This window comes from Mesorhizobium sp. Primo-A (genome assembly GCF_003997175.1).
In the GTDB taxonomy this organism is placed as follows: Bacteria; Pseudomonadota; Alphaproteobacteria; order Rhizobiales; family Rhizobiaceae; genus Mesorhizobium; species Mesorhizobium ciceri.
On the sequence record NZ_RZTG01000020.1, the window covers coordinates 1 to 21,970 of the forward strand.

A 21,970-nucleotide genomic window follows, 5' to 3' on the forward strand; every position below is an offset into this window, starting at 1 on the left:
GAGGGAGGACCCGACGAACATCAGCGACTTGCCTACTGGGCCGAGCGGGTACTCCGGCCGCCAGTCGCCGACGCCGCCATGCGGCGAGTTATCGGGCAGGTATGCCACGGCTTTCTGCAGGCCGGAAATCGGGATCATGCGCGGGCCGTGGCCCGCGTTCGTCGCGAACAGGCTCGGCTGCCCATTGAACAACACCGAAACCAGGCTGAGCGGCTGGCCGTTGCCCATATCGCCGACCGTCCTGCCTGTCACCTTGGCGCCGTCCTTGAGCTGTGCAGTCGGAATGAGAACGATCGGGCTGCAGGTGTAGGCGGCGACGAGGGTGTCCTCGCCATCGATGGTGGCGAACTGCATGGCGCGGATGGGCGCGCGGGTCTCGTAGCGCTCGTGGGCGACGTGGTAAATTCGGACGGCCGTCGATGAGGACTGGCCGTCGAAGGGATAGGACACGCGCCGAAGAGTCGATGAAAATTCCTCGTTGGAGATACCGGCAACGAACAGCTCCCCATTGTGGAACTTCATGTCGACAATGGTCATTGATCGCATCGGCGTCATCGCCTTCTGACGGTACTTGTCGCCCGCTGGGACCGGCCAGTCTCCGGTGCGGTCGCGGAAGTGCTCGTCCGGGGTCGGCGCATCGGGGATGGACCAGCTGGTGGGCTTGGCGCGCGCCAAGTCGACCTGGGAAAGCGCTCCGGCCGGCGAGACCTTCACGACGGCCGGCCTTCCAGCACCGAACGCAACCGCGAGATAGACGTCGTGGGTGATGGGATGGACTGCCATGCCGTTGATGTGGATGCTGGATTTGGACGCCTTGAGCATCGCTGCAATCCGGTCGTCGATGCCATCCATCTCCAGTGGTGGCGCGGCGGCGGGGGCCACCCCTTCGCCCATCGGGTAGGCGAAGACCGCGCCGCTGACGTTGTCGCCAACAAACAGCACTCCGTCTGGGCTGAAGGTTAGGACCCCCGCGTATTGCAGCTTAGCCGGGGTTCGTGAGGACGCAGCTGCGACGGACGCGGGGGCGGCGTGCGCGAGCGTGGGGACCATCGCTGGCGCGGCGATCAGCACGGCGCTCACTGTGGCAAGCAGGGTAAACTTTTTCATATCGATTGCTCCATTTCTTGTGGCAGCGCTGGTGGCGTGGCCGAGATAAACTTGGGCTGGGGGGTGGGGAGTTCAGACCGCGCCCATGCCCCGTCGACGGGCGCACGGGTAGAGATGAGGAGCCGCGAAGGGTTTAGTCAGTGGGTCGCCGGGAATATGGTTTATCACCGCGAGGAATAGACGAATCACGCCCGGATCCGACTGTGTTCGTCCCCCGGTGCGCCAAGGCGGCCGGGCGAGGCGTCATCACAGGAGTGAGCCTTGCCGCACCGCTCCGGCATTCCATATGAGAATGGGTGTTAGTCTTCCGGCACGTCTGTGGAGCGCCTGGATTGCCCACATAGAGTGGGATCAACGACCACTTGGCGGAGATTCAGTGAATGCTCGGGCGATACTCGACATGAGTGGCAGGCCTCGGTCTAGGAACGCGACCGGCGGGGCGCCGCTTTCAGCAACTGAAATCGCCTGCCGCGCGGCGCAGGCACTGACAGCCTCAGGAGCCGCAAGGCGTGGCCTCAGGGCTGGCGTGCCAGCCCCCGGCTTCAGTCTCTATGATTGCGAGGGCGGGGCAGTGTCGCTGAGCGACGCTTTGAGCTCCGGACCGGCCGTCGTGACGTTCCACGGCGGTTTATGGTGTCCAACCTGCATCGCGGATTTGCAGGCCCTGGAGGCTGCGTTGCCCGAATATACCTACCGTGGGACCACGCTGCTTGCGATCTCACCACAGACCCCGAACCACAATCGAGCCGTCAGGGAGCAGGCCGGAACAAGCTTTCCCCTGCTCGCGGACCCGCGAAATCGCGTGGCGGCCTCCTTCGGGGTTCTTGTGAAACTGACCCCAGGGCTGATCGATCTCTACCAGCGGTCTGGAATCGACCTGCCGACACTGAATGGTGACGAGAGTTGGACGCTACCACTACCGGCCCGCTTCGTCATCGCTACGGATCGCTCCATCCGGTACGCCGAAGTGAGTGCCGACTTCACGCGCCGGACCGATCCCCTGGAGCTGCTGCCGGTTCTACGCGGCGCCAGCCCGTCCGCCTGACGGCGCGAGGACCACTCTACTGGCCCGCCGCTCGAAGCAGGGGACGCGTCAGACGATCGTCGACGGAGCCGCCGCATCGGCCATCAAGCTGTCGACAAAGCTGACAAACGACCTTGCCTTAGCGGTCGCGGTGCGACCGGCAGGATAGACCGCCCAGAGATCGATCGACGGCAATTGCCATTCCGTCAAAGCCCGCTGGACGGTGCCGTCGGCCAGCTCTGGCGTGAACATCCACTCAGACGCAACAGTGAGTCCCGCGCCAGCGAGCACCGCGGCGCGGATGCCTTCAGCCGCGGTGATCTTCAGGCGGCTATTGACCGTAACGGATACCTCCGAGCCATCCTTCCGAAACGCCCACACATCGCTCCCGCCGCTGTGCGGGTAGACGATCGCTTGGTGGAGTGCCAGTTCGCCCGGCAGCATCGGCTTGCCGCACCGTTCGAAGTAGGCCGCAGCGCCGAGGACTGCCCGGGGACACGAGGCGATCTTTCTCGCGGTCAAACTGGAATCCGGCATCGACCCGAAGCGCAGGGCGACGTCGATCCCTTCCTGGACCAGGTCAATGTTCCGGTCATCGAGGACGACCTCCATTTCGAGGTCAGGGTTCTGCGCCAGGAATTCAGCGATCTTTGGGACGATATGCAGGCGCGCAAAGGTTACGGCGGCGCAGACCCGCAACTTGCCGGATAGACCGGTGCCGGCGCCGCGCGCCGCAAGCTCGGCCTCTTCGGCCTCCTCGACCGATCGCCGCGCCCGTTCGTAGAAATTCAGGCCAGCCTCCGTCGGCGCAAGCCCACGGGTAGATCGCACCAGCAGCTTCACCCCCAGCCGCCGCTCAAGCTGGGCTATAGTCTTGGACACGGCGGGCTGCCCGACGCTCAGTTGCCGCGCGGCCTTCGAAAACGACCCTGTATCGACGACGGTCAGGAAGGTCTGCATTGTCGCGAAGCGATCCATCGGCATGCCCTGCAGGAAATGGCGGAGACGCCACGCAGTTCACTGCCCGTCGCCGTCCCAAGCTTAAAACTTAGCCATTGCCAGCCGTCTCGCAAGGCATGGTTGCGGCCCGGGTGGAAGAAGCGTGGCCAGGAGACGGATCGCCTCGAGCATTCCTAGACGGAATTGATGATGTTGTCGCTAACCAGACGGTTCAGGCAGACGCCTTGCCGATTGAGGCGCCGCCATCAACAAATAGGGTTTGGCCGGTGATGAAGCCCGCATCTTCAGACAGCAGGAATTCGGCAGCCGCTGCGATCTCCCAAGGCTTCGCAAAACGACGGGCCGGCACCGCGGCGAGAAAGCGGGCTTCGGCTTCACTGCCATTGGGGGTGGTGGTTCGGAAGAGCTCCGTTTCAGTTGGTCCCGGCGCCACACCGTTTACGGTGATGCCCTCCTCGGCCAGCTCAAGAGCCCAGGTCCGCGTAAAGGCGATCAGTCCGGCCTTGGCGGCCGAATAGCTAGACCGTTGGCGCATGCCGAGCGCCACCAAGCTTGAGATGTTGACCACGCGTCCGAAACCTGCCGCCCGCATCGCCGGCAGGGCGGCCTGCACCGTCTGCAGGGCCGGGCGCAAGTTAAGATCGAGGACGGATATGAGCTCGTGCGTGGGGATATCGCCAAGCTCGCGGAGCTTGACCAGTCCAACGTTGTTGACCACGGCGGTGATCGCCTCTTCGGAGGCAAGAGCTTTTAGGATCGCTTCGGTCGCCGCTGCGTCCGCCAAGTCGACGGCGACGGCGCGACCCGGAAAATCGGTCGGCAACGTACGCGCGAGCCCAATGACACGTTGGCCATTTCGGGCCAGCCGCTCCGCCAGGGCTCGGCCAATGCCTTTGGTCGCTCCAGTGATAAGAACGGTGCGTTGGGTCATGAGGATTCTTTGTATGGGGACTGAGGTGGCCCCGGGCAGATCTGCGGTAACCGAGGCGGCTGGCGGACAATGGCAACTGGGCGAGCCGAAGCTCGCCCAGCTAAAGTTGTCAGATCTGCGAGACGCCGCCGTCCACTTCGAGTTCGATGCCGTGGATGTATTCGCTGTCGCTGGATGCCAGGAACACCGCAGCCTTGCCGAGATCGGCAGGGGTGCCGAGACGACCGAGCGGAATGGTCGTCGCGACGTGGTCTTCGGCCCCAGCCGGCAACAAGGTCTTCAGACCAGGCGTCAGGGTATGACCGGGGCTCAGCACGTTGATGCGGAAGCCCAGTTCCTTGGTGTCGTGGATCCAACCCCGGATCAAGCTGCGGATCGCCGCCTTGGTCGAGGAGTAGACGGACATCGCCGGGATGCCGATTTGGCTGGCGATCGAGCCGGTCAGGATCACCGAGGCGCCCTTGGGCAGCAGGGGCAGCGCCTTCTGCAGGGTGAACAGCAAGCCCTTCACGTTCGTGTTGTAGTGCCTGTCGAAGTGCTCTTCGGTGATCTCGCCGAATTTCGCGAATTCGTAGAAGCCCGCGTTCAGGGCGAGGACGTCGATCCGGCCATCGGTCGCCTTGACCTGGGCGAACAGCTTGTCGACGTCGGCCATATTCGCAGCGTCTCCTTGAACGCCGACCGCGCCGTGGCCGATTTCGGCCAGGGCCTTGTCCAGCTCGCTCTGGCGGCGGCCGGTGATATAGACCTTGGCGCCTTCGGCGGCGAAGGCCTTGGCGACGCCCAGACCGATACCGGCGCTAGCGCCGGTGACGACAGCGATCTTGCCGTCGAGTTTCTTGCTCATTTGTGACGTCCTTAAATTATTCCCGGACAACGGCGGCCGGGGCTCCGCAATGCTCGGCGCCGGGGTGACGCGAGCGGATGAGAGATATGGGACTGGGCGAAACCCAGTAGTGCTCGTGTTTGACTAAGCCTTATTCCTCCCAGGAATGAAGAAGGCCGAGGTCATCGCTATGGCCACCCCTTTCGGAATGGGTCGGAACGGACTTGCCGGCGACAAGAGCGCTGTGCGCGCATGCAATGGCCAATGCCCGAGGCCGGTTGCGCCTCCGTTGCGAACAGTCTCGGTAAAGCAGCGGTTGGCCTGGTGGCGTGGCCTACGCTGGCGGGACGAGGGCGGTCACCCGTTCAAGAGCGCGTTGGACTGCCGGGCGCGCCGAAATCCCTTCGTACCAACGAGCAATATTCGGCGTCGCCTCGAAGTCGATGCCGGCGAAGTCGCGTCGCCACAGCCAGCCGAAGTGAACGATATCGGCGATCGAGAAGTCCGGACCGGCCGCGAACTTGCGATGCGCCAGCACCCCGTCCAGGACCGCCAAGACCCGCTCCGCCTCCTTTTGGAAACGATCGATCGCGAGGGGAAGGTTCTCCGAAGCCTGACGCTTGAAAAACCCGACCTGACCAAGGGCGGGCCCGATCCCGGTCAGGTGGAAGAACATCTGCTCGAACACGCGGGCGCGAGCGGCCCCGCTCCTGGGCAATAGCTCGCCGGTCTTTTCAGCCAGGTAGATGAGGATCGCGCCCGACTCGGTCAGGGTTAGCGTTTCGCCGTCCGGGCCTTCGGGGTCAACCAGGACCGGGACCTTGCCGTTGGGGTTGATCGCCAGGTAGCCTGGCTGCTTCTGGTCGCCCTTGCGGACGTTTACGGCGTTTAGCTTGTAGTCCAGGCCAAGCTCTTCCAGGGCGATCGGAATCCGGAGGCTGTTTGGGGTCGCGAAGGCATATACTTGCAACATGAGGGTCCCGTTCAAAATTGGACGTGTTGTCCCCGTCGAAACGCCTGGCCACGAGCCGAGGCCCGCAATCTGACCTGTCGAGCAGACGCTCGACAGACGGAGTACGGTCATTTGCACTCGTTCGATCGATGCCCGGTAGACAGCATGCAGACATATCCATCATTCCGGCGGGGAATGAATGCCAATCAGGAGTGCCGACGTTGGGAGACTTTTGAGGGAGCCGGCATCGACTTCCTGCCTACTTACTGCCGGTCTATTAGCCGAAGCGGTGCGGCGTGAAGTTGATTGTCCCGGTCCGGGGGCGCCCGGCCACGCCCACGTCATGGTCCAGAGCCTCGCCTAACCTGTTGCCGCAAACGTCTTCGAAACGGTCTGACACGACGAGACTTTGCTCCCCCGCGCTCCAGGGGTGGCCCGGGATAAGCTGCATTGCTGTTCCATCGGATGAGAGGGACAGCCGCGTCGCGACGACCGCTCCGCAAGACGTCAAGACTCTGATCTCATCCTCGCAAAGGGCAGCGTCCATAACGCGTCCGAAGTGTACGGCGACGGGATCGAGGCTCCCCACATTTGGGGAGACGATCCGCCAGGCCGCCTCGTCGATCGCCTCCAGGACGGGACCGCTTACACGGAAGGTGTGACGCACCGTTTGCCCGAGGGCCGTGACGACAAGGCTGTACGTGCGCCCGACGACAAGCGCCGGCTCGTGAGACGGATCTACGCCAAGACCGCGCTTGATCCTTCCTGGCTCCATCAGCACCGTCAGGCGGCACCCATCAATGGACCAGAGCTCCTGTGAGAGGACGAGGAAGGGGTCAGGCACAACCTGCTCCTCGTCGTTCAGGAGCCAGAGTTGGTCACGATCGAAGTGCGCCTCTCCTGGCCTCGGAAAATGTATATAGAAACGCAGCATGTTGGCGGGAAGGACCTTGGCTTGAGGAGAGATGCGCATCGGCATGTCTGGCGAAGTTTGGATCCGCATCTCTGGCGCCTTCAAAAGTCACGCCCGCCGTTCACGCCGACGGCTTCGGTGGGAACTGGGCGCCCGGGAAATCGAACTCCACCCAGATCTTGTCTAACCGTCCGGGAAGCGGGCTGGTCATCAGGGTCTCGAGCGTCAGATCGCCGGTATCTGCGTAGCGGGTCAGGGAGACGAAGAAGCGGTCGCTGAACAGGTCGGCCCGCAACGACGACCCGACGAACAGCACCTGCTTGCCGACCGGCCCGGCCGGCATGGTAGGGTGTTGGTCCAGCATCTTGTCTTGGGTCGGCCGGTTCTCGGGCGTGTAGCCTTCAGCGGAGCGGATACCCGAGAGCGGAACGATCATGGGGCCGCGACTGAGATTGGTGATGAACAGCTTGTCCTCGTCCCCATCCCGGAAGGCGACCATGCTGATGGGCTGGCCGTTGCCCATGTCGCCGATCGTCTTGCCTCTCACCTTTGCGCCGTGCTTCAAGTCTGAGACCGGAATGGTGACGAGCGGACTGCATGCGTAGGCGGCGACGAGCGTGTCCTCGCCATTGATGGTGGCGAACTGCATGGTCCGGATCGGCGCCCGCGTCTCGTAGTGGCCGTGAGCGAGGTGGTAGATTTCCACTTGGGTCTCGCTGGCGGCGCCAGTGAACGGATAGGGGATACGCCGCAGCGTGGAGGAGAACTCCTGGTTCGAGACGCCGGCGACGAACACATCGCCATTGTGAAACTTCAGATCCACGATCGTCATGGATCGGAGCGGCGTGCGCGCCTTCTCGTCGAAGACCGCGGCCGGCGGATAGGGGAAAGAACCGGCCCGCGACTTAAAGGTCTTGTCCTCGTCGGGAACGTCGGTCAGCCTGTGTACTGTCCTCTTCGACGATGAGAGATCGAAGGGGCGGACCTCACCGGAAAGCGAGACGCTCACGACCGCGGGCTCCAGGCGATCGCCGTTGCGCACTCCGACAGACAGGTATGGCTCCCGCGTGACGGGATGGATGGCCATCCCGTTCATCACCAAGCTCTTCACCGTCACGCCCAGCGCCTCGGCGATCTTCTCGTCAATCGACTCGAAGAGGAAGGGATCCAGCGAGGCTGGGGCCTGGCCCCGTTCCGTCTTGAAGGCGAAGACGGCTCCGAGCTTGTTGTCGCCCAAGAAGAGGACTCCGTCAGGGCTGAAAGCCAGAGCCCCCGCCGCTCGCGGGGTGATTTGGACATTTGTGTTCACTATGGTCTCCATCGCTCAACTGATCATCCGCTCCCGGCGTCCGCAGAGGCGTTTTGCCTGTAAGAACAGTGAGCCTTCAGCGAGATAGGCTGTAGCGACGCTGTGCGACTAGCTGTTATTCCGAGGCGGAATGGAAGACGGCGACAGCCGCGCGCACAAAGCGCGTTCCGTCTCGCCGGCACCGCTTGCGTCAGGACGCGACCTCCGCTTTACCCTAGCGAACTCGATCGAACTCACCCGCGGGCGCAGCAGCCATTCTTTGGTGCACTAAATGAGCGGCTGCTTTTGGGCGCGGCGATCATCACTTCGACCGGCATGCCGTTTGACCAGATCTGGAGTTCCGCTGCAGGACACGGATGCACGATATCGTCTGGATTCACAATCCAAGTGCTCGCTTCTTTCCAAAGGTCCAATCCACTCCGCCCCCTGCACCGATGAGGCCGGAAACATGCTTTCCCAGCTGCCGCTCGACAGACGGCGACCAAGGCACAAGCCCGAAGCCGAGCCCGTCATCAATCATCGCGAAGCGGCCGGAGACGAGCGAAAACCTCTGTCGATAGATGCCAGCTACTTCGTCGCCTTCAGAAGCTTTCGCGAACGGCAGTCCGGTCTCGGCCGCGAGCCGAGCGCTAAGTGCGTTCACCTCGCGATCGCGTAGCGTGTCGATCAGGTTATGAGCGAAGATGACGCGCTGACCTTCGTGTCGTGCGAGGCCCTCCTTGACAAGATGATCGGTGCGAACCTGAAGCGCCTGTTTCACTTCCTGGCCGAAGCCGCCCTCCCCGATTTCGGCGGGTTTGCTCGCGACAAGCTGACGGTCGAGCCAAGTCGCGCCGCCGGCACTGATCTGCTCCTCGATGGAGAAGTCTGAACGGATGGCGAGCGCGACACGACCGCGGCCCTTTGCATCCTCGTAGCGGCGCAGTTCAACGATCGAGCCCGGCGCGGAATCTCCGGTTGCGTCGAGATCTTGAAACCGGATGTGATGGACGCGTCCGTCGACACCATCGACGACTGCATATGCCGAGCCCCGCAGCTCGTTGTCGAGCCCCCGCTCCAACAGCCGACCGATGACAGGATTGGCTGTCTGCTCAGTTGCAAGGACATAGTCGGCCGCGCGTCTCTCGGCGCCACGGCCGGATAGGCTGCGATGCATGCGCTTGATGATGTCGCCACGCTCGCCGAGCGCATGCAACGTCGTCTCAGCCTCCTCCGCAATGGTCCACTGGCCAGGACGGATCTCGCTGGCGAGGCCAAGCCCTTCCAACTTGCGCAGCCGCCCGATCTTAAGCGTGAGGAACTCGTCGGGCTCGTGGCTGCGGAGCGGCGCGAGATCGATGATACCAAGGCGATCGGCATCGCGAACAAGCTGGCGATCGAGCTGTGTCCACCGCTCGGTGTCGATCTGCCGTTCGACTGTTCGGCGGATGTCATTGTCGGTCCGAGGCCCCAGCGTCTGGGTGAGAATGTCGCTTGCTCGGTCGCGCATGCCCTGGCGGATGTAGTCGCGTGAGATGACGAGGTTCTCGCCATCATCGGCCACGCCGCGCACCAGAATGTGGACGTGAGGGTGTTCGGTGTTCCAGTGATCGATCCCGATCCAGTCGAGGTTGGTGCCGAGGTCGCGCTCCATATCGACCATGAGGCCGCGAGCAAAACTCTTGAGGTCACCCAACTCTTGGGCATCATCAGGAGAGACGATGAAACGGAAATGGTGCCGATCATCCTTGCAGCGTTCTGAGAAGGCATCATGATCAGCCCCGTCCTCGTCCGGCCCGAACATTTTTGCTTTTTCGCCATCGCGGGCCACACCCTCGCGACCAAGATATTTGAGATGGGCGGCCAGCGGCGTCGATCCCCTGAACTGCCGGACAACGCGTGCCTTTACGACGGCGCCGCGTGAGCGGCCGTTAATGAGCCGATTGGCGCGGATGCTCGCCGACCTGCCACGACCGAACGTCGAGGCGCGCGAGGAGATGACGTTTCCCTTGCGCGAGATATGTCCCCCTGCCCTTTGTGCAGCGGCCAGTGCCTGGGAGATGAAGGGGCGTGCACGCTGACTGGCCCGGGAACGAATGCGGCCAGGCCGGACGCGGAATTCGTTATCCGTGCTCATGAGCATTCTTCCCGCGAGGTGCGGCTTCTGTTGAAAACTTTGAGAAATTGCTGATCGCGCACATCGCGGATTTCTCGCGCACATCGCAGAACCGGTGCGCAAACCCTTGAGATCCAACACCCCGACCGAGCCGCACATCGCGGCCCTTTATCCTGCCATCCCTCTTCGCCCTCTCTCACGGCCAACCCTCCCGCCGCAATTTCCGCGACGGAACAGGTCGGAATGCGATTGACCAGGAATGCTGAGATCATTGTGGAGTCGCGGCGGAGGTCTGCACAAACGGATTACGAACAGCGGGGTTCGGACTGATACGCCTTCACTGCGCGAGCCGTCCGGTTGCGGTACAAGGGCCGTAAGATCGGTGACCGCTTTGTCCACGGGTGCTCGCACGCTGGGTGAACGGGTCGCCGTGAAGACGGTCTCTACGGGAACATCAGTCTCGCGCTCACCCTGCGGAACCGAGCTATTCCGTGTGTTCACGACGTGCGCGAAAATCGACGCTTCGAGTGCGCTCGCTCTGCCCGCTCCATGTCGTGCGCGAGTTGGAATGGGAACCGCACCGTTGATCAGCGGCACGAGTTTTCGGACGTAGTCGACTGTCTCTCGCGGCAGCGGCCGGCCCGTCGCAAGATGTTCCTGGTAGCGCCTGGGACCGGCATTGTAGGCAGCAAGGAAGCCGTTCCGGCCGAAGCGGTCGAGCATCTCGCGGAGGTAAGCGGCGCCGGCAAGAATGTTGTCGTGCGGTTGGTAAGGATCGTCGCCAAGATGATGCTTGATCCGCAGTTCTTCCCACGTCGCCGGCATGATCTGCATCAGGCCCATCGCGCCCTTGCTCGACACAGCATGAACATCGCCAAAGCTCTCGACCTGCATGACGGCGCGCAGCAATCGCTCGGAAAGGGCAAACCGCTTTGCAGCCTCCTGGATATGCACAGACCAGGGGTCGGCGGACCAAGTCTTGCTGCTCGGACGCGCCGGCCGCTCATTGCGCGATAGTGGTTCCGCGCAAATTGCGGATACTGAGAGGATGAGGATCACGCATGCGGATAGAATGGCCGTGCCTCTGTGGACGGCAGCGCATGCACCGCCGTCCCGACGTGCGAAAACCCTGCCACCGTGCTCGCTTCCGTCAAGGGCAAGGCTTCGCCGGCCGGACTTGCTTGCCGCAAACAGCTCGGCGATGAGCGTCCGCAGCGATTGGCAAGCGTCCGGCCGCCCTTGACCTTCGCTGTGCGCGGCGGCGGCCTGACAGGCGATCGGGTCGAAGGGTTTGACCAGCGCCCGATCGATCAAAGGGTTTGCTGTGAGCGGTTCGCTGTCGCGGGGTCGAGGCATCCGATCAGCCTCACTCGGCACGCTTGGACGGCCGGCTCCAGTGCAAGGCCCAGACATTTTTCTCGGCATCGGACTGGAACAGATTGGCGCGGATCGCTTGTATGAAGGAGGGATCGTCGATGGCGACGGAGAGATAGGCGCCGGCCTTCTCGCCAGTGCGTTCCCACGCCGCACCGATCTCCATTCCTTCGCAGAAGACGCGGTGGTCCGGCGCGTTGTCGGCATCCGATTTCTCGGCAGGCAGGATGGCGAGCTTCGCGTCGAGCGTCAGCGTCGAGACGTTGCCGAAGAAGCCGTCGTTGTTGCGGGTGAAGGTGCCGATCTGGGCCATTGCAGTGCTCCTTTCATGAGCGTTTGACGATGATTGGCACGAGCCTCACGGCTCGCCGGGAACGGGATCTTTGAGAATATTCGGCGTTGGAGCGGTGCGGCGGGTCACCCACACAGGAACAGCGCGACCGATGATCGAAGTGAGCGGCAACGGCCCGAAATACCGGCCGTCGAAACTGTCGGCGACATCCCGGTTCATGAGAAAGACTTCGCCGTCGGCGATCACGCGGCAGCCCTGCCAGACGGGCAACGATCGGCCGCGACTATCGCGCTCGCGCGCAAGTCCAACGGTCACGTCATGGGTGATGGTAGCGGTGCCCTCCCGGCAGACAGTCGTGCCTTGGAGCGCTAACACGCGCTTCAGAAGCGGCACGCCGTGCGGTAGATATTGACGCTCAGCCAGGAAGCTCGCGAGCGGTTCAGGCAGCATGACGACGGCGATGTCGGCGACGTCGATCCTGCTGGCCGGCTCGACACGATACAACCCGATGGGGACGCTTGCAGATGCGTTCCAGATGAAGCTCGGGCGATGGGCGATCCATGCCGGAGCGACGGCGAGAACCCCGCCGCAAAGCATTCCTGCGATGATCGTTGCGCGCATGCTCATGGTTCAATCCTGCGGCGCAGGAGCCAGGCTTCATGGCGCTGGCGCGTGTAGGGCCTGGGCGCCTCGCGCCCGGCAAACCTACAGTGGGCATGGCGCCAGTAATCCGGTGACACATCGACAGGTTCGATGCCGATAGCCTCGATGGCGTCGATGATCTTCAGCACCTTTTCGACGTTCCGCCATCCGATCGCTGTGAGCAGGATCTCGGCGCCAGGGCGCACATAGGCGACGGTCGAGCAGCGCCGACCGGCGGCGACTGCACGCAGTATGTCGATGCGGGACGCGACGGTGCCGAAGTCGTTGCCCATCCACCGGACGAAAGCGAAGATGCTGCCAGGCGTGAAGGTGACGGCACGACGAGTGCGGTCGATGTTCCTGTTCGAAGCAACCGTGCCGAAGCGGATGTGGTTCTCGATGCGCTTCTTCAGCCACACCAGTTCGACCGAGGTGAGATCGCTCATGCCGGCCTCCATGACAGGAGGCCACGAGCAAGCATGGCGAAGCGAGGGGCGGAAAAAGTGATCTTGTTTCGGTAAGAGCAGTGGACGTCGATCGCTCTCGGCATCGCCGAAAGATCAGGGCTCGGCCGTCGCCCACAGCCTCGCCGACCCGCGCTTCGCGTTAGAAAGAATCCGAAGGATTCTCGGTTAGAAACGTTAGAGGAGCCGGTTCGGCAATCGCCACAATGGCTTAGGATCGAATCCGGTTCCTGATAGCACGGGAACCCGGTTCCCGATGGCACGGGAGTTGCGGTTCCTGATAGCACGGGGCTGTCCACAGTCATTTCACAGCCTTGGTCGTTCTGGCGCGCGACGCGCGTTGCGCCGCGTACGATTCTGGCGGGGTGGGTTGAAAGGTCAGGCGCGATCGACCGTCAGCATCGATGACGAGTGCCAGCCGATAGCCAGGCAGGGGTTGGCGACCGACGATCTCGCGAAGGTCGAAGGTGAAGCGCTTGAAGGGCGACAGACCGCCTGACTTCAGATGGAGATGGTGGAGATCAAAGCTCCAACCATAGGTTTGGCGGCCCCCATGTTTTCGCACCAGACGGTAGAGCCATCGCTCCAGGCCCCCCGTCAGCCCAAAGTACTCACGATCAATGGTGAGGATCAGAGCATCGTCGAGAACGCCGGCATAGAACCAGTCGGGCAGGATGAGCTCGATGCCGAGCGGGCGGCCGCTGGCGTCCATTCGCTCCTTCCACTCGTTGATCCAGGAGAAACGATGCCGCCGCCGTTCGGCCGGCTGTCGGATCGATGTGGCAACGGTGGTCGACTGCAGCCGGTCAAGTGCAGCCTTCAGTCTGTCGTAGCTGCGGGCGGAATCGCCACGGCCGATGAAGGCAAGAATCTCATAGGGAGTTGCCGCCATCAAACGCGACGTACGAAGGCCGTTGTCTCGTGCGTCGACGATCTGGCTGGCCGCCCAGATCAGAATGTCGGCGTCCCAGATGGTCGCCATCCCATGTTCGAGGGTCGCCTCGACACGGATCGACACATCTCCCATGTGAAAGTCAATCGGCGTGACGCGGCGGGATTTGGCGAGCGAGAAGAACGGCCACGACATGAGATCCTGCGCGTCGCGCGGCGTGACGACGCTGGCGCGCGCGTGAAACAGGTCAAGCTGGCCTTCGGAGCGGTACTGCACTGACGCCACCCGTGCTGTCAGGAGTCACGATCGCGCCGGCCGGCATAGGCAGGCGCGCGCGCGGCATGGGGCTTGGCCGGCGGAACAAAGGTCGCGTTCGCATCACTGGTGGAGGTACGCGCGCCGAGTTCGATCCAGGCGTGCAGGTCATCGATGTCGTAGAGCACGCGCCCACCGACCTTGCGGTATTTAGGACCGGTCCCATAGGTCCGGTGCTTTTCCAGCGTGCGAGCACAAAGACCGACGATGGGTGCAGCCTCCTTGGTTCGCAGGTATTTTTGGGGCGCGTCCGCGGGACCCTTCGACATCGCTCGATCTCCATCCGGTTTTGCTGTCATCCTGGCCTGCCGGGACGCGCGAAACGGACGATGGTCGAATTGAGGAAAAGCGAGGGAGGGCAAACATCGGGGGATGTGTTTTTGCTACCCCTCGAAGAGGGGCTTCAGCGCCGGGATTTCGGGCTGCGGCTGTGTGGATAGAAAAGAAGGTCGCGGTAGCCGCCGGCGACCAGGCGATCCGCTCTTTGCAGGATCGCCCGTACCTTGTGCCTGAGGTGATGGTCGCGCCAATCTCGTGGCACGATTGGATCTCGTGACAGCAGCGCCTCCGCGATCATGCGAGAGGAGGCCGCTGCGCGGCGGGCGTCGTGAGCGCGCAGATTGAGGATATGCCTGATCTTCGTCTGCTGGGGCAGCGCGCCATAGACTGGGCCGGGCGATCGACCGTTTAGTGCCCGCCAGAACTGGCGTGCGGCGTCCAGTCTTGTTTCGAAGGCTTCGTCGAGCGGGAGAATGATGGCATTGATGCCAAGTGAACCGTCGCAACTCTCGGCAATCAGGCGATGCGTTGCGGTCGAAGCCGACCAAAGAGCCTCAAGGTCTTCGCCCTGCTCCCAAACGCTAGCGTTGCTGAGTTCGCTAGGTAACACGCTCCGATACGATGAGCCAATCGAGGCAGGCATCCGTGTGGCCCGGAGCACGCGCGGCGAGGCCTGTTCCGTCCAGACGATGTTCTCGGCAGATGGAAGTCCGTTACCGGTGACAGTGAAATCGCGCGCCCCAGCGTGCGGCGAAGTCAGTTGGTCCGAGCAGGTCTCCGGTATTTGCGCCCAGCGACGCAAGCTGACTGCACTCGGCGATGAAGGCGTCGTTCCGGATCAGGTATTCGGCAGCGAACTCGGGCGCTTCGTAGTCGCGCATGTGCACATAGGCCGCTGGATTGGTCCAATCGCCTTGCAATTTGCCAGGTCCTCTCCCGATGCCAGCACTTGGCTGCGAGCTTCGGAATCAGCATCGGCGTCGATGCGCGTGCTGGGTAGTTGGAGAGTCAGCAAACCGCTGTGCTGATTCAGCAAAGCGTGGCGCATGGCAGGCTGCACCTAATGGGGCGCACCGCCCGCCAGAAGATACCGATAACCACTCGTCGTCATCCACCGCGCGCGGGCAAGATGGGTCTCCCAGGACTTGAACGCTCTCTCCGGTTCCTGCTCAGGATCGATGTGCAGGACGATCCTGGCGACCTCGCGCCAGTCCGCGTCTTCGGCCGCCGCGTCGAGCAGGCGGATGTAGGTGAGCAGCCGCTCCTCGTCGTATCCGGTCAAGATCGAGGAGTCTGGAGCAACGTCGGCAACATCGGGATCAAGCAGTGGTTTGAGCAAACGCGATTTCCATCTTTGAAGTCATTTTGTAGAGAATACTCCGTGGTTGAATACTCGACAAGACGCTGCACTCGCGGGCATGGAAATACGCGAGGTGTTTGCACGCAATCTGAGGCGGCATCGGCAGGCGGCTGGGCTTTCGCAAGAAGAGCTGGCTCACCGCGCGGAAGTCGATCGCACCTACATCAGCGCGTTGGAGCGCAGCGTCTACGGCGCGACGATCGACGTTGTCGACAAGTTGGCAAATGTTCTCGGGATTGAGGCCGCGGACCTTCTAAGGCGCCCTCTATCGCGCGTCACAAAATAGCGAGTCATTCGGCCTCATTTGTCTTGTTGTGCCTCCATGACAGCAGTCGCATCGCGAGCCGGGCGGAGCCCGGCGAGCGGCCGCCGTGTTTCATAAAAGCGACCGCACGCGCCGACCCCGATGATCTGGTCGCTAGATATTCTTATGATAAGACAATCCGGTTGATGTGGCGGACCAGAAAGGCCGCGCGGCGAGACGTTCGCCGTGCGGCCTTTCGTTCGTTCACGCCGCCTTTTCCAACAGTGCCTTCGCCTTTCCTTCAAGCTCCAGCCGGCTATCCTGATGCGGCTTGGCGCGGGCATGCGCTGTCATGCCTTGAACAAAATCGAAGATGCTTTCGGGTGGGTGACCTTCTTCCTGCAACACAGTCTCGATGATCTTGCCCGTTTCGCCCTTGGAGAAACCGCGCTTGCGCAGGAAGCTTTCGCGGTCCTCGGCGGTGCGGGCTACGATCTTCTCACGCGCGGCCTTGATGCCAGCGATGAACGGCGCCGGGCTTGAGTTCGCAAAGCTAGCTAAAGCCGGCGCTGCCTCATGGGCAAAACGCTGCGCGGCAAATTTTGAGTGCCGGATTGTGATTTCCTCGAAACCCTCCACGCCCCACAGATTGCGGTTCATGCAGACGGCGCGCAGATAGAAACTCGCAATGCCCAGGGTCTTCGAACCGACTTCCGAATTCCAGCAATAGAACCCTCGGAAATACAAATCAGGCTCGCCATTCGGAAGCCGTCCGGCTTCGATCGGGTGTGTGTCGTCCACCAGAAACAGGAACACGTCGCGGTCGCTGGCGTAAAGCGTCGTGGTGTCCTTGGTCACGTCCACGAATGGATTGTGCGTCATCGTCGCCCAGTCCAGAACGCCCGGCACCTTCCAGATAGTGTCGCCAGTTCCGTTGCCCGCTATCTTCATGACGGCGGCGACAAGCTCGTGATCCCAGATGCGGCCATAGTCCGGACCCGTGACGGCGCGAAGCTCAATGCGTCCGTCTTCCGTCTCGAGCGTCTTCATCAACTCCGCCCGATGGCTCAAAAGGCCATGCTGCAAATTGATGCCAGCAAGCGGCGCGGGCAGCTGGCGCATATAGGTGGCCGGCGCGCTGACAAGGCTGCAAAGCTGGCCGAAGCTCCAATGCGTCGGCGCGATTGGCTGCTCCTGTCCGGGAACGATAAGCGAAAGCCGCTCTGCATTGTCGCGGGTAGCTTCCACGCGCACGGCGCGGCTCTCAACGGTGCGGGCGGTCGCTCGGTCCGCGCGCTGCTTCACGGCATCATAGAGCTCGGTAAGGCTCAGATAGCGCTCGTCATCGGGACGCGAAAACCATTCGGAGGAAACTCGTCCGATCCTCTCGCCGCGCGAGATATCCACGCGAAAGCCGCTGGAAGCCACCTGTTCCTGCCTGTTGCTCTCGCTGTTGATAATGGTGGTCATGTTCATTGTGCTCACTCCTTTTTCCGTCAATGCCGAAGGCATGTCCCCCGGCATGCCTTCCGGGGGCGCGTGAGCGCGCGGGAGTGATGGGGGCCAATGCCGGCGAGCGAAGCCGGGTTGCACGGTCGAGCGGAGCGGATGGAAATTGATGGCCACTGTTGCTGCTGTCGGGCCGCTTTGCGAGCCTGCGGCCCTGCTCTGCACAGGCGGCATTGGCGGGGAAGCGAGGGGAAGTTCCTCGCTTCCCATCGAGTCTACAAGGGTATCCGCAGTCGATCAGAACGATGAATGCGAAGCTTACTCTTATAATGTTGTGCAAGAGATTTGGATTTTACAGAGAAACGTACTATTTGCCTCATTGGCGGGACGGGGAAATCAAACGTCGCTCAATTCGTCCGATACAATAAGAGGAAATTAGATGACCACTGCTCTCGAACAAGACGGTCAACTGGATACCGTGTCCATAGCGGCTGACATTGTCGCCGCCTATGTGTCGAACAATCCACTGCCGGTCGCCGAGCTGCCGAAGTTGATCGGCGATATCCATGCCGCTTTGAAAGGCATCGGCACGCCGACGATAGAGCCGGTGATCAAGCAGGAACCGGCGGTATCGATCAAGAAGTCGGTGACGCCGGATTTCATCATCTGTCTGGAAGACGGAAAGAAATTCAAATCGCTCAAGCGGCATCTTCAGCATTTTAATCTGACCCCCGACGAATACCGGCAGAAATGGAACCTGCCCTCCGACTATCCGATGGTGGCGCCGAATTACGCCGCCACGCGCTCGGCCCTGGCGAAATCAATAGGGCTCGGGCGCAAGGCGGCTGCGCCCACGCCTGCCGCGTCGGAAAAACCAAAACGGCCTGCTCGTGCGGCAGCAGCGACGACGACTGCGGCAGCCATCAAGTCGCCGCTGAAGAAGACGCGCAAGGCACCAGCAAAAGCCTAGACCTCTGCACCCTGGCGGACGTGCCGGGCTGTGTAGGACCTGAACATGGCGAAGCCCCGCCTTGCAGCGGGGCTTCGTGTTGAGTCGGATCACTCTGCGGTGCGGCGGGACCAGATGAGCGAGAAGTCGCCCTCGGTGTCGGTCTCGACCAGGCTCGCATAGATCGGAGCGGGGAAGCTGGGATCGTCGAGCTTGACAGAGTGGTAGTCGCGTCCCTCGCGCGAGGTCTTCTTCCATGCCGCCCCGAACTCGGTGGCGCCGGCGAAGATTCGGAAGTCGGGACCCTTTTCATTTTCGCCATCGGCCGGAGAGAACGTCACCGTCTTGACGTTGAGGTCGAGGGTCTTGACCGAGCCGGAGAAGCCGTTGGCGGTGCGGGAGAAAGTGCCGATCGTAGCCATTGTGGTGGTTCCTTCTGTTTTTCTCGGACCGCGCCCATCGCGGCCTCGATGGTGGTCGTGAGACCGGGGACGATCGGTCCGCACCCCGAAGGGGCTGAAACGAAGTGGAAGACGGCGACGCGAGGCTTTCTTGAACCGCGAGGAATGGACGCGCAGCGGACAGGGGAAGAAAACGCAGTGGCGTCGTTGCGGGAAGACGATCGAGACTGAGTGCAGCGAAGTCGGTCTTCGGTCAGACCCAATCCATTCGAGGACGCCGTGGGCGTAGCTTGGAATTAGCGGAAGGAACCGCCACCAGGCTGCGATCTGTCACAGCTGATGTCGTCCGTGCTGTGGCGCTTCTCCGTCCTGTCAAAGAACTGGGCCAAACGCCAGAGTATACGGCCCGTCCTCCAACGGATGAAAAAGGAACGGCCGATTTCCTTCATCTTTGGACTGACCCGCCATCGAGTTTCGGGTGGCACCGAAGACGACCGACTGATTGCTGAACGCAGCGGCTTCCAAGCCGCCAACCATCGTGACGATTTCGCGTTTCAGTCGACTGGATGCGAGCCCGGTTGAGGTCGATAGCCAAGAACATTTCATCACGCCCGATCCTCCGCCGCATCGCCGAACGATCCAACTACGCTGACTTCTGCGCATGGTGAGGCATTGCCGGGAATGGGACGCATCCGCACAGGCACCTCACGTGGGCGATGGCACGCCGGGGAGACATTCGTGTCAGGGACGTTCTGGGTTCCACCGCTTGCAAAACCTTGTGCTGTCGAGGTGTCCGGCCGCGTCATTGGCGCGGCCGGAAAATTCTCGAAAGGCAAGTCGGAGCCGCGTGGCGGCTCCGACCCATTGCGGTCACTCGGCGGCAACGTTGAAGGCCTCGGCTTCCTCGGCTGTATCTGGCTGAGAGGGTTTCGGCTCCAGTTCGGCAAAATCCGCCGATCTGGCATCTGCTGCCTCGTCCTGCCGTTCAACCGACATCGCAGGTTGCTCGGTGCGCAAGAGCGCAGGTAGCCATCCAGTCCCGGCGAGCAACTGCTCGGCGGCCTCCGCCATTGGCTGCTTTTTCAGGTCCGACAGCCTCTCTGCCGCGTCTTCGCTGGCAGCTTCGCGCACGGCGTCGAGGATATGTGCCTTGGTGATGCGCCCGAGATACGTCCGGACGCTTGGCGTCCAATGTGCTGTCATGTCGAGGTTGACCGCTGTCGCCAGCCTGTTCGCTGTCTCGTGGGCGCAAGGCTTGCGCTCCCAAGGCTGCTTTACGGCATTGACGGTGAGCGAGGCGCAATGGGCGAACAACGCCATGACGCTGGCGTGGTCGAGTGAGGCGATGAAGCCCCACAGGTCGGCCACATCGCGAGGCATGTCCGCAGCCCACTCCGCATGTCGATCTGCCAATGCCTTGCCTGCCGCCGTATCTTCGATGCCGTCCGCGTGACCGGCGAGGTAGACGCTGGTTGGGCGGATTTCGAGGCAGTGGGCATCAGCACCCTGATAGAAGGTCTGCGCCGCAAGCGTATGGGTAACCGCAACAAGGGCAATGTCCGGCTGTTCGCCAAGCGCAAGGCGAAGCCCAAGCGTACGATAAGCGGTCAAGTCGCGAATAAGAAGGTCCGACAACGGCTTGCCATCATCCTCCGCTTCTTCGTGGCTGCCACCATCGGAATCCGAACCGCTTCCGTCTTCGATGATCTCGCCATCGTCATTGACGGCGTAGTCCTCGCCGTCTGGAAGCGTTTCCGCTTCCGGTCCCACCTGCTCATCCTCGGCGCGGATGAAACCTCGTTCGATGCGCGCCGCTCCATCATGGGAAAGCACGACGAACACGCCACCACGCGAAACAATATCAGCATCGTAGGCGTGACGCAGAGCGTCGATGCGCTCGATCTCGGCTTCAAGTTTGCCGAAACGCTGATCAACATCGTCCGGCAGTTCCTCGGCGCTATTCCATTCATCTGTGAGCCGGTTGAACTCGTCGGATGCCCTTGCGTAGGCAGCTTTGTCTTCCTCCGACAAATCCACCGGCTGTGGGTAGGTACGGCGCAAGCCGTTTGCGTGGGGGAAGTCGATATGGACATCTGCACATTTCCAACCCTCGGCCTGCCTGACGGTTTCAGAGATGCCTTGCAGCTTCTCAATCACCAAGCGGTCGAGCAAAGCGGCATCCTCGTAGAAGCCGCCGCGATCCTCGGTGAACAGGTCGCGCAGGATGGCACCGCCGGCTTCCATGTAGGCTTCCGCGCCGATGAAGACGGCGCGGCGGTCGTTCGCCGCAACATGCGTCCGCGTCAGTTCGCGGCGGATGACGTAGGGCTCGCGATTGTAGGTGAGGCTTTCGAAAACCTGTTCCTGCCGGGCATGATCGTCCGTGATGGCGAAAGCCATCAGCTGATCGAGGGTCAAATCGCCCTCGCGGTAGACCTGCATCAACTTGGGACTGACCGCGCCAAGCCGCAGGCGCTGCCGCACGACATGTGCGGTAATGCCGAAGCGGGCGGCGATTGCCTCCGCACCCCATCCCTTGTTCTCGTGAAGGTCGCGGAACGCCTCGAACTGATCTGCGGGGTGCATGTCCTCGCGGGTGATGTTCTCGTCCAGGCTGATCTCATGCGCATCGTTGACGGTGTCGATGACGCAGCGGATCGGCTCGGTCTTCTTGATCTGCTTGCGCTTCACACGCAGTAACTGCGCCAGCCTGCGGCCCTCGCCGATGGTGACGAAGTAGAACCCTGTTTCCGCGCCCTCGCCGTCGAACTCCGGCTCAATCACAAGGTTTTGCAGGATGCCCTTGGCGGCGATGCTGGCCGCGTAGGCCTCGATGATCGCTTCGCTGTGCGGCATCTTGCGCGCATTGCGAGGCGACTTCTTGAGCTTGTTCAGCGGAATGAAAACTTCCGTGCCGCTCGCGCTGGCGGTTCCGGTCTTCGCGCTCGTTTCATTGGTCGTCATGGTTCTGGTCCTTTCACGTTACATGCCGAAGGCATGCCCCTCGGCATGCCTTCCGGGGGCGCGTGAGCGCGCGGCAGAGAGGGGGGCGAATGCCGGCGAGCGGAGCTGGGCTGCGCGTCGAGCGGGGCGGCTCGGACCAAGTCAGAGGATGTCGGTCATTCGCCGCCTTGCGAGCGGGCGGCCCCGCTTTGCGCAGGCGGCATTCGCGGGGGAGAGATGGCCAAGACC

23 protein-coding genes are annotated in these 21,970 nt (G+C 62.3%); 3 read left to right on the top strand and 20 right to left on the bottom strand.

Annotated elements, in window-relative coordinates; translation table 11 throughout:
* Positions 1 to 1,107, bottom strand: a 1,107-nt coding sequence (locus EOC83_RS28830; RefSeq protein ID WP_127326004.1) for a hypothetical protein, incomplete at its 3' end; no start/stop codon positions are given.
* Positions 1,108 to 1,507: 400 nt separating this feature from the next.
* Between EOC83_RS28830 and EOC83_RS28835 the strand changes: the two genes are divergently transcribed.
* Positions 1,508 to 2,152 carry a peroxiredoxin-like family protein gene (locus EOC83_RS28835; RefSeq protein ID WP_063170722.1) on the top strand — a complete coding sequence of 215 codons (645 nt, stop codon included), beginning with the start codon at positions 1,508 to 1,510 and terminating at the stop codon, positions 2,150 to 2,152.
* 48 nt (positions 2,153 to 2,200) lie between these two features.
* Here EOC83_RS28835 and EOC83_RS28840 read toward each other — a convergent pair whose 3' ends face one another.
* The 16 genes from EOC83_RS28840 to EOC83_RS28910 all read right to left on the bottom strand — a co-directional run bounded on the left by EOC83_RS28840 (position 2,201) and on the right by EOC83_RS28910 (position 15,714).
* Positions 2,201 to 3,109: a LysR family transcriptional regulator gene (locus tag EOC83_RS28840; RefSeq protein WP_063170723.1), complete on the bottom strand. Its 909-nt coding sequence runs from the start codon at positions 3,107 to 3,109 to the stop codon at positions 2,201 to 2,203.
* A gap of 193 nt (positions 3,110 to 3,302) precedes the next feature.
* The gene (locus EOC83_RS28845; RefSeq protein WP_063170724.1) at positions 3,303 to 4,022 is read right to left on the bottom strand and encodes an SDR family oxidoreductase; all 720 of its coding nucleotides are present in this window, start codon (positions 4,020 to 4,022) and stop codon (positions 3,303 to 3,305) included.
* A gap of 109 nt (positions 4,023 to 4,131) precedes the next feature.
* Positions 4,132 to 4,869, bottom strand: a complete 738-nt coding sequence (locus EOC83_RS28850; protein ID WP_063170725.1) for an SDR family oxidoreductase — start codon at positions 4,867 to 4,869, stop codon at positions 4,132 to 4,134.
* A gap of 313 nt (positions 4,870 to 5,182) precedes the next feature.
* Entirely contained in the window at positions 5,183 to 5,821 is a 639-nt protein-coding gene (locus tag EOC83_RS28855) for a glutathione S-transferase N-terminal domain-containing protein (RefSeq protein WP_063170726.1), read from the bottom strand.
* 256 nt (positions 5,822 to 6,077) lie between these two features.
* Positions 6,078 to 6,803, bottom strand: a complete 726-nt coding sequence (locus EOC83_RS28860; protein WP_063170727.1) for a hypothetical protein — start codon at positions 6,801 to 6,803, stop codon at positions 6,078 to 6,080.
* Between the two features lie 31 nt (positions 6,804 to 6,834).
* Positions 6,835 to 7,950, bottom strand: coding sequence for a hypothetical protein (locus EOC83_RS28865; protein WP_063170728.1), 1,116 nt, complete (start codon positions 7,948 to 7,950; stop codon positions 6,835 to 6,837).
* A 448-nt stretch (positions 7,951 to 8,398) separates the two neighbouring features.
* Positions 8,399 to 10,138, bottom strand: coding sequence for a VirD2 family relaxase/mobilization nuclease (locus tag EOC83_RS28870; RefSeq protein ID WP_063170729.1), 1,740 nt, complete (start codon positions 10,136 to 10,138; stop codon positions 8,399 to 8,401).
* 147 nt (positions 10,139 to 10,285) lie between these two features.
* Positions 10,286 to 11,431: a lytic transglycosylase domain-containing protein gene (locus EOC83_RS28875; RefSeq protein WP_063170730.1), complete on the bottom strand. Its 1,146-nt coding sequence runs from the start codon at positions 11,429 to 11,431 to the stop codon at positions 10,286 to 10,288.
* Between the two features lie 52 nt (positions 11,432 to 11,483).
* A complete protein-coding gene (locus EOC83_RS28880; RefSeq protein WP_063170731.1) occupies positions 11,484 to 11,804 on the bottom strand; it encodes a DUF736 domain-containing protein in 321 nt (106 codons plus the stop codon).
* Positions 11,805 to 11,849: 45 nt separating this feature from the next.
* A complete protein-coding gene (locus EOC83_RS28885) occupies positions 11,850 to 12,410 on the bottom strand; it encodes a S26 family signal peptidase (protein ID WP_063170732.1) in 561 nt (186 codons plus the stop codon).
* The gene (locus tag EOC83_RS28890) at positions 12,407 to 12,871 is read right to left on the bottom strand and encodes a DUF2840 domain-containing protein (protein WP_063170733.1); all 465 of its coding nucleotides are present in this window, start codon (positions 12,869 to 12,871) and stop codon (positions 12,407 to 12,409) included. The genes EOC83_RS28885 and EOC83_RS28890 overlap by 4 nt, the downstream gene beginning before the upstream one ends.
* Before the next feature lie 319 nt (positions 12,872 to 13,190).
* Complete coding sequence (locus EOC83_RS28895) at positions 13,191 to 14,057, bottom strand: replication initiator protein A (protein ID WP_245441365.1); 867 nt, start codon at positions 14,055 to 14,057, stop codon at positions 13,191 to 13,193.
* Positions 14,058 to 14,074: 17 nt separating this feature from the next.
* Entirely contained in the window at positions 14,075 to 14,365 is a 291-nt protein-coding gene (locus tag EOC83_RS28900) for a helix-turn-helix domain-containing protein (protein WP_063170735.1), read from the bottom strand.
* Between the two features lie 134 nt (positions 14,366 to 14,499).
* On the bottom strand, positions 14,500 to 15,018 hold the full coding sequence (locus EOC83_RS28905) for a DUF2285 domain-containing protein (protein ID WP_063170736.1): 519 nt from the start codon (positions 15,016 to 15,018) through the stop codon (positions 14,500 to 14,502).
* 70 nt (positions 15,019 to 15,088) lie between these two features.
* Positions 15,089 to 15,295: a DUF6499 domain-containing protein gene (locus tag EOC83_RS32915; protein WP_063170737.1), complete on the bottom strand. Its 207-nt coding sequence runs from the start codon at positions 15,293 to 15,295 to the stop codon at positions 15,089 to 15,091.
* Positions 15,296 to 15,435: 140 nt separating this feature from the next.
* Positions 15,436 to 15,714: a DUF2285 domain-containing protein gene (locus EOC83_RS28910; protein WP_063170738.1), complete on the bottom strand. Its 279-nt coding sequence runs from the start codon at positions 15,712 to 15,714 to the stop codon at positions 15,436 to 15,438.
* Between the two features lie 79 nt (positions 15,715 to 15,793).
* Between EOC83_RS28910 and EOC83_RS28915 the strand changes: the two genes are divergently transcribed.
* Complete coding sequence (locus EOC83_RS28915) at positions 15,794 to 16,021, top strand: helix-turn-helix transcriptional regulator (RefSeq protein WP_063170739.1); 228 nt, start codon at positions 15,794 to 15,796, stop codon at positions 16,019 to 16,021.
* A 222-nt stretch (positions 16,022 to 16,243) separates the two neighbouring features.
* On the opposite strand, the gene EOC83_RS28920 is transcribed toward EOC83_RS28915, so the two are convergent.
* Positions 16,244 to 17,449 carry a DUF932 domain-containing protein gene (locus tag EOC83_RS28920; protein WP_127224555.1) on the bottom strand — a complete coding sequence of 402 codons (1,206 nt, stop codon included), beginning with the start codon at positions 17,447 to 17,449 and terminating at the stop codon, positions 16,244 to 16,246.
* Positions 17,450 to 17,867: 418 nt separating this feature from the next.
* On the opposite strand from EOC83_RS28920, the gene EOC83_RS28925 reads away from it, so the two are divergent.
* A complete protein-coding gene (locus tag EOC83_RS28925; RefSeq protein ID WP_063170741.1) occupies positions 17,868 to 18,398 on the top strand; it encodes a MucR family transcriptional regulator in 531 nt (176 codons plus the stop codon).
* A gap of 89 nt (positions 18,399 to 18,487) precedes the next feature.
* Here the strand turns inward: EOC83_RS28925 and EOC83_RS28930 are convergent, their stop codons facing one another.
* Together EOC83_RS28930 and EOC83_RS28935 are read right to left on the bottom strand one after the other, a co-directional pair.
* Positions 18,488 to 18,799 carry a DUF736 domain-containing protein gene (locus EOC83_RS28930; RefSeq protein WP_063170742.1) on the bottom strand — a complete coding sequence of 104 codons (312 nt, stop codon included), beginning with the start codon at positions 18,797 to 18,799 and terminating at the stop codon, positions 18,488 to 18,490.
* 849 nt (positions 18,800 to 19,648) lie between these two features.
* On the bottom strand, positions 19,649 to 21,742 hold the full coding sequence (locus EOC83_RS28935) for a ParB/RepB/Spo0J family partition protein (protein ID WP_063170744.1): 2,094 nt from the start codon (positions 21,740 to 21,742) through the stop codon (positions 19,649 to 19,651).
* Positions 21,743 to 21,970: the final 228 nt, after the last annotated feature.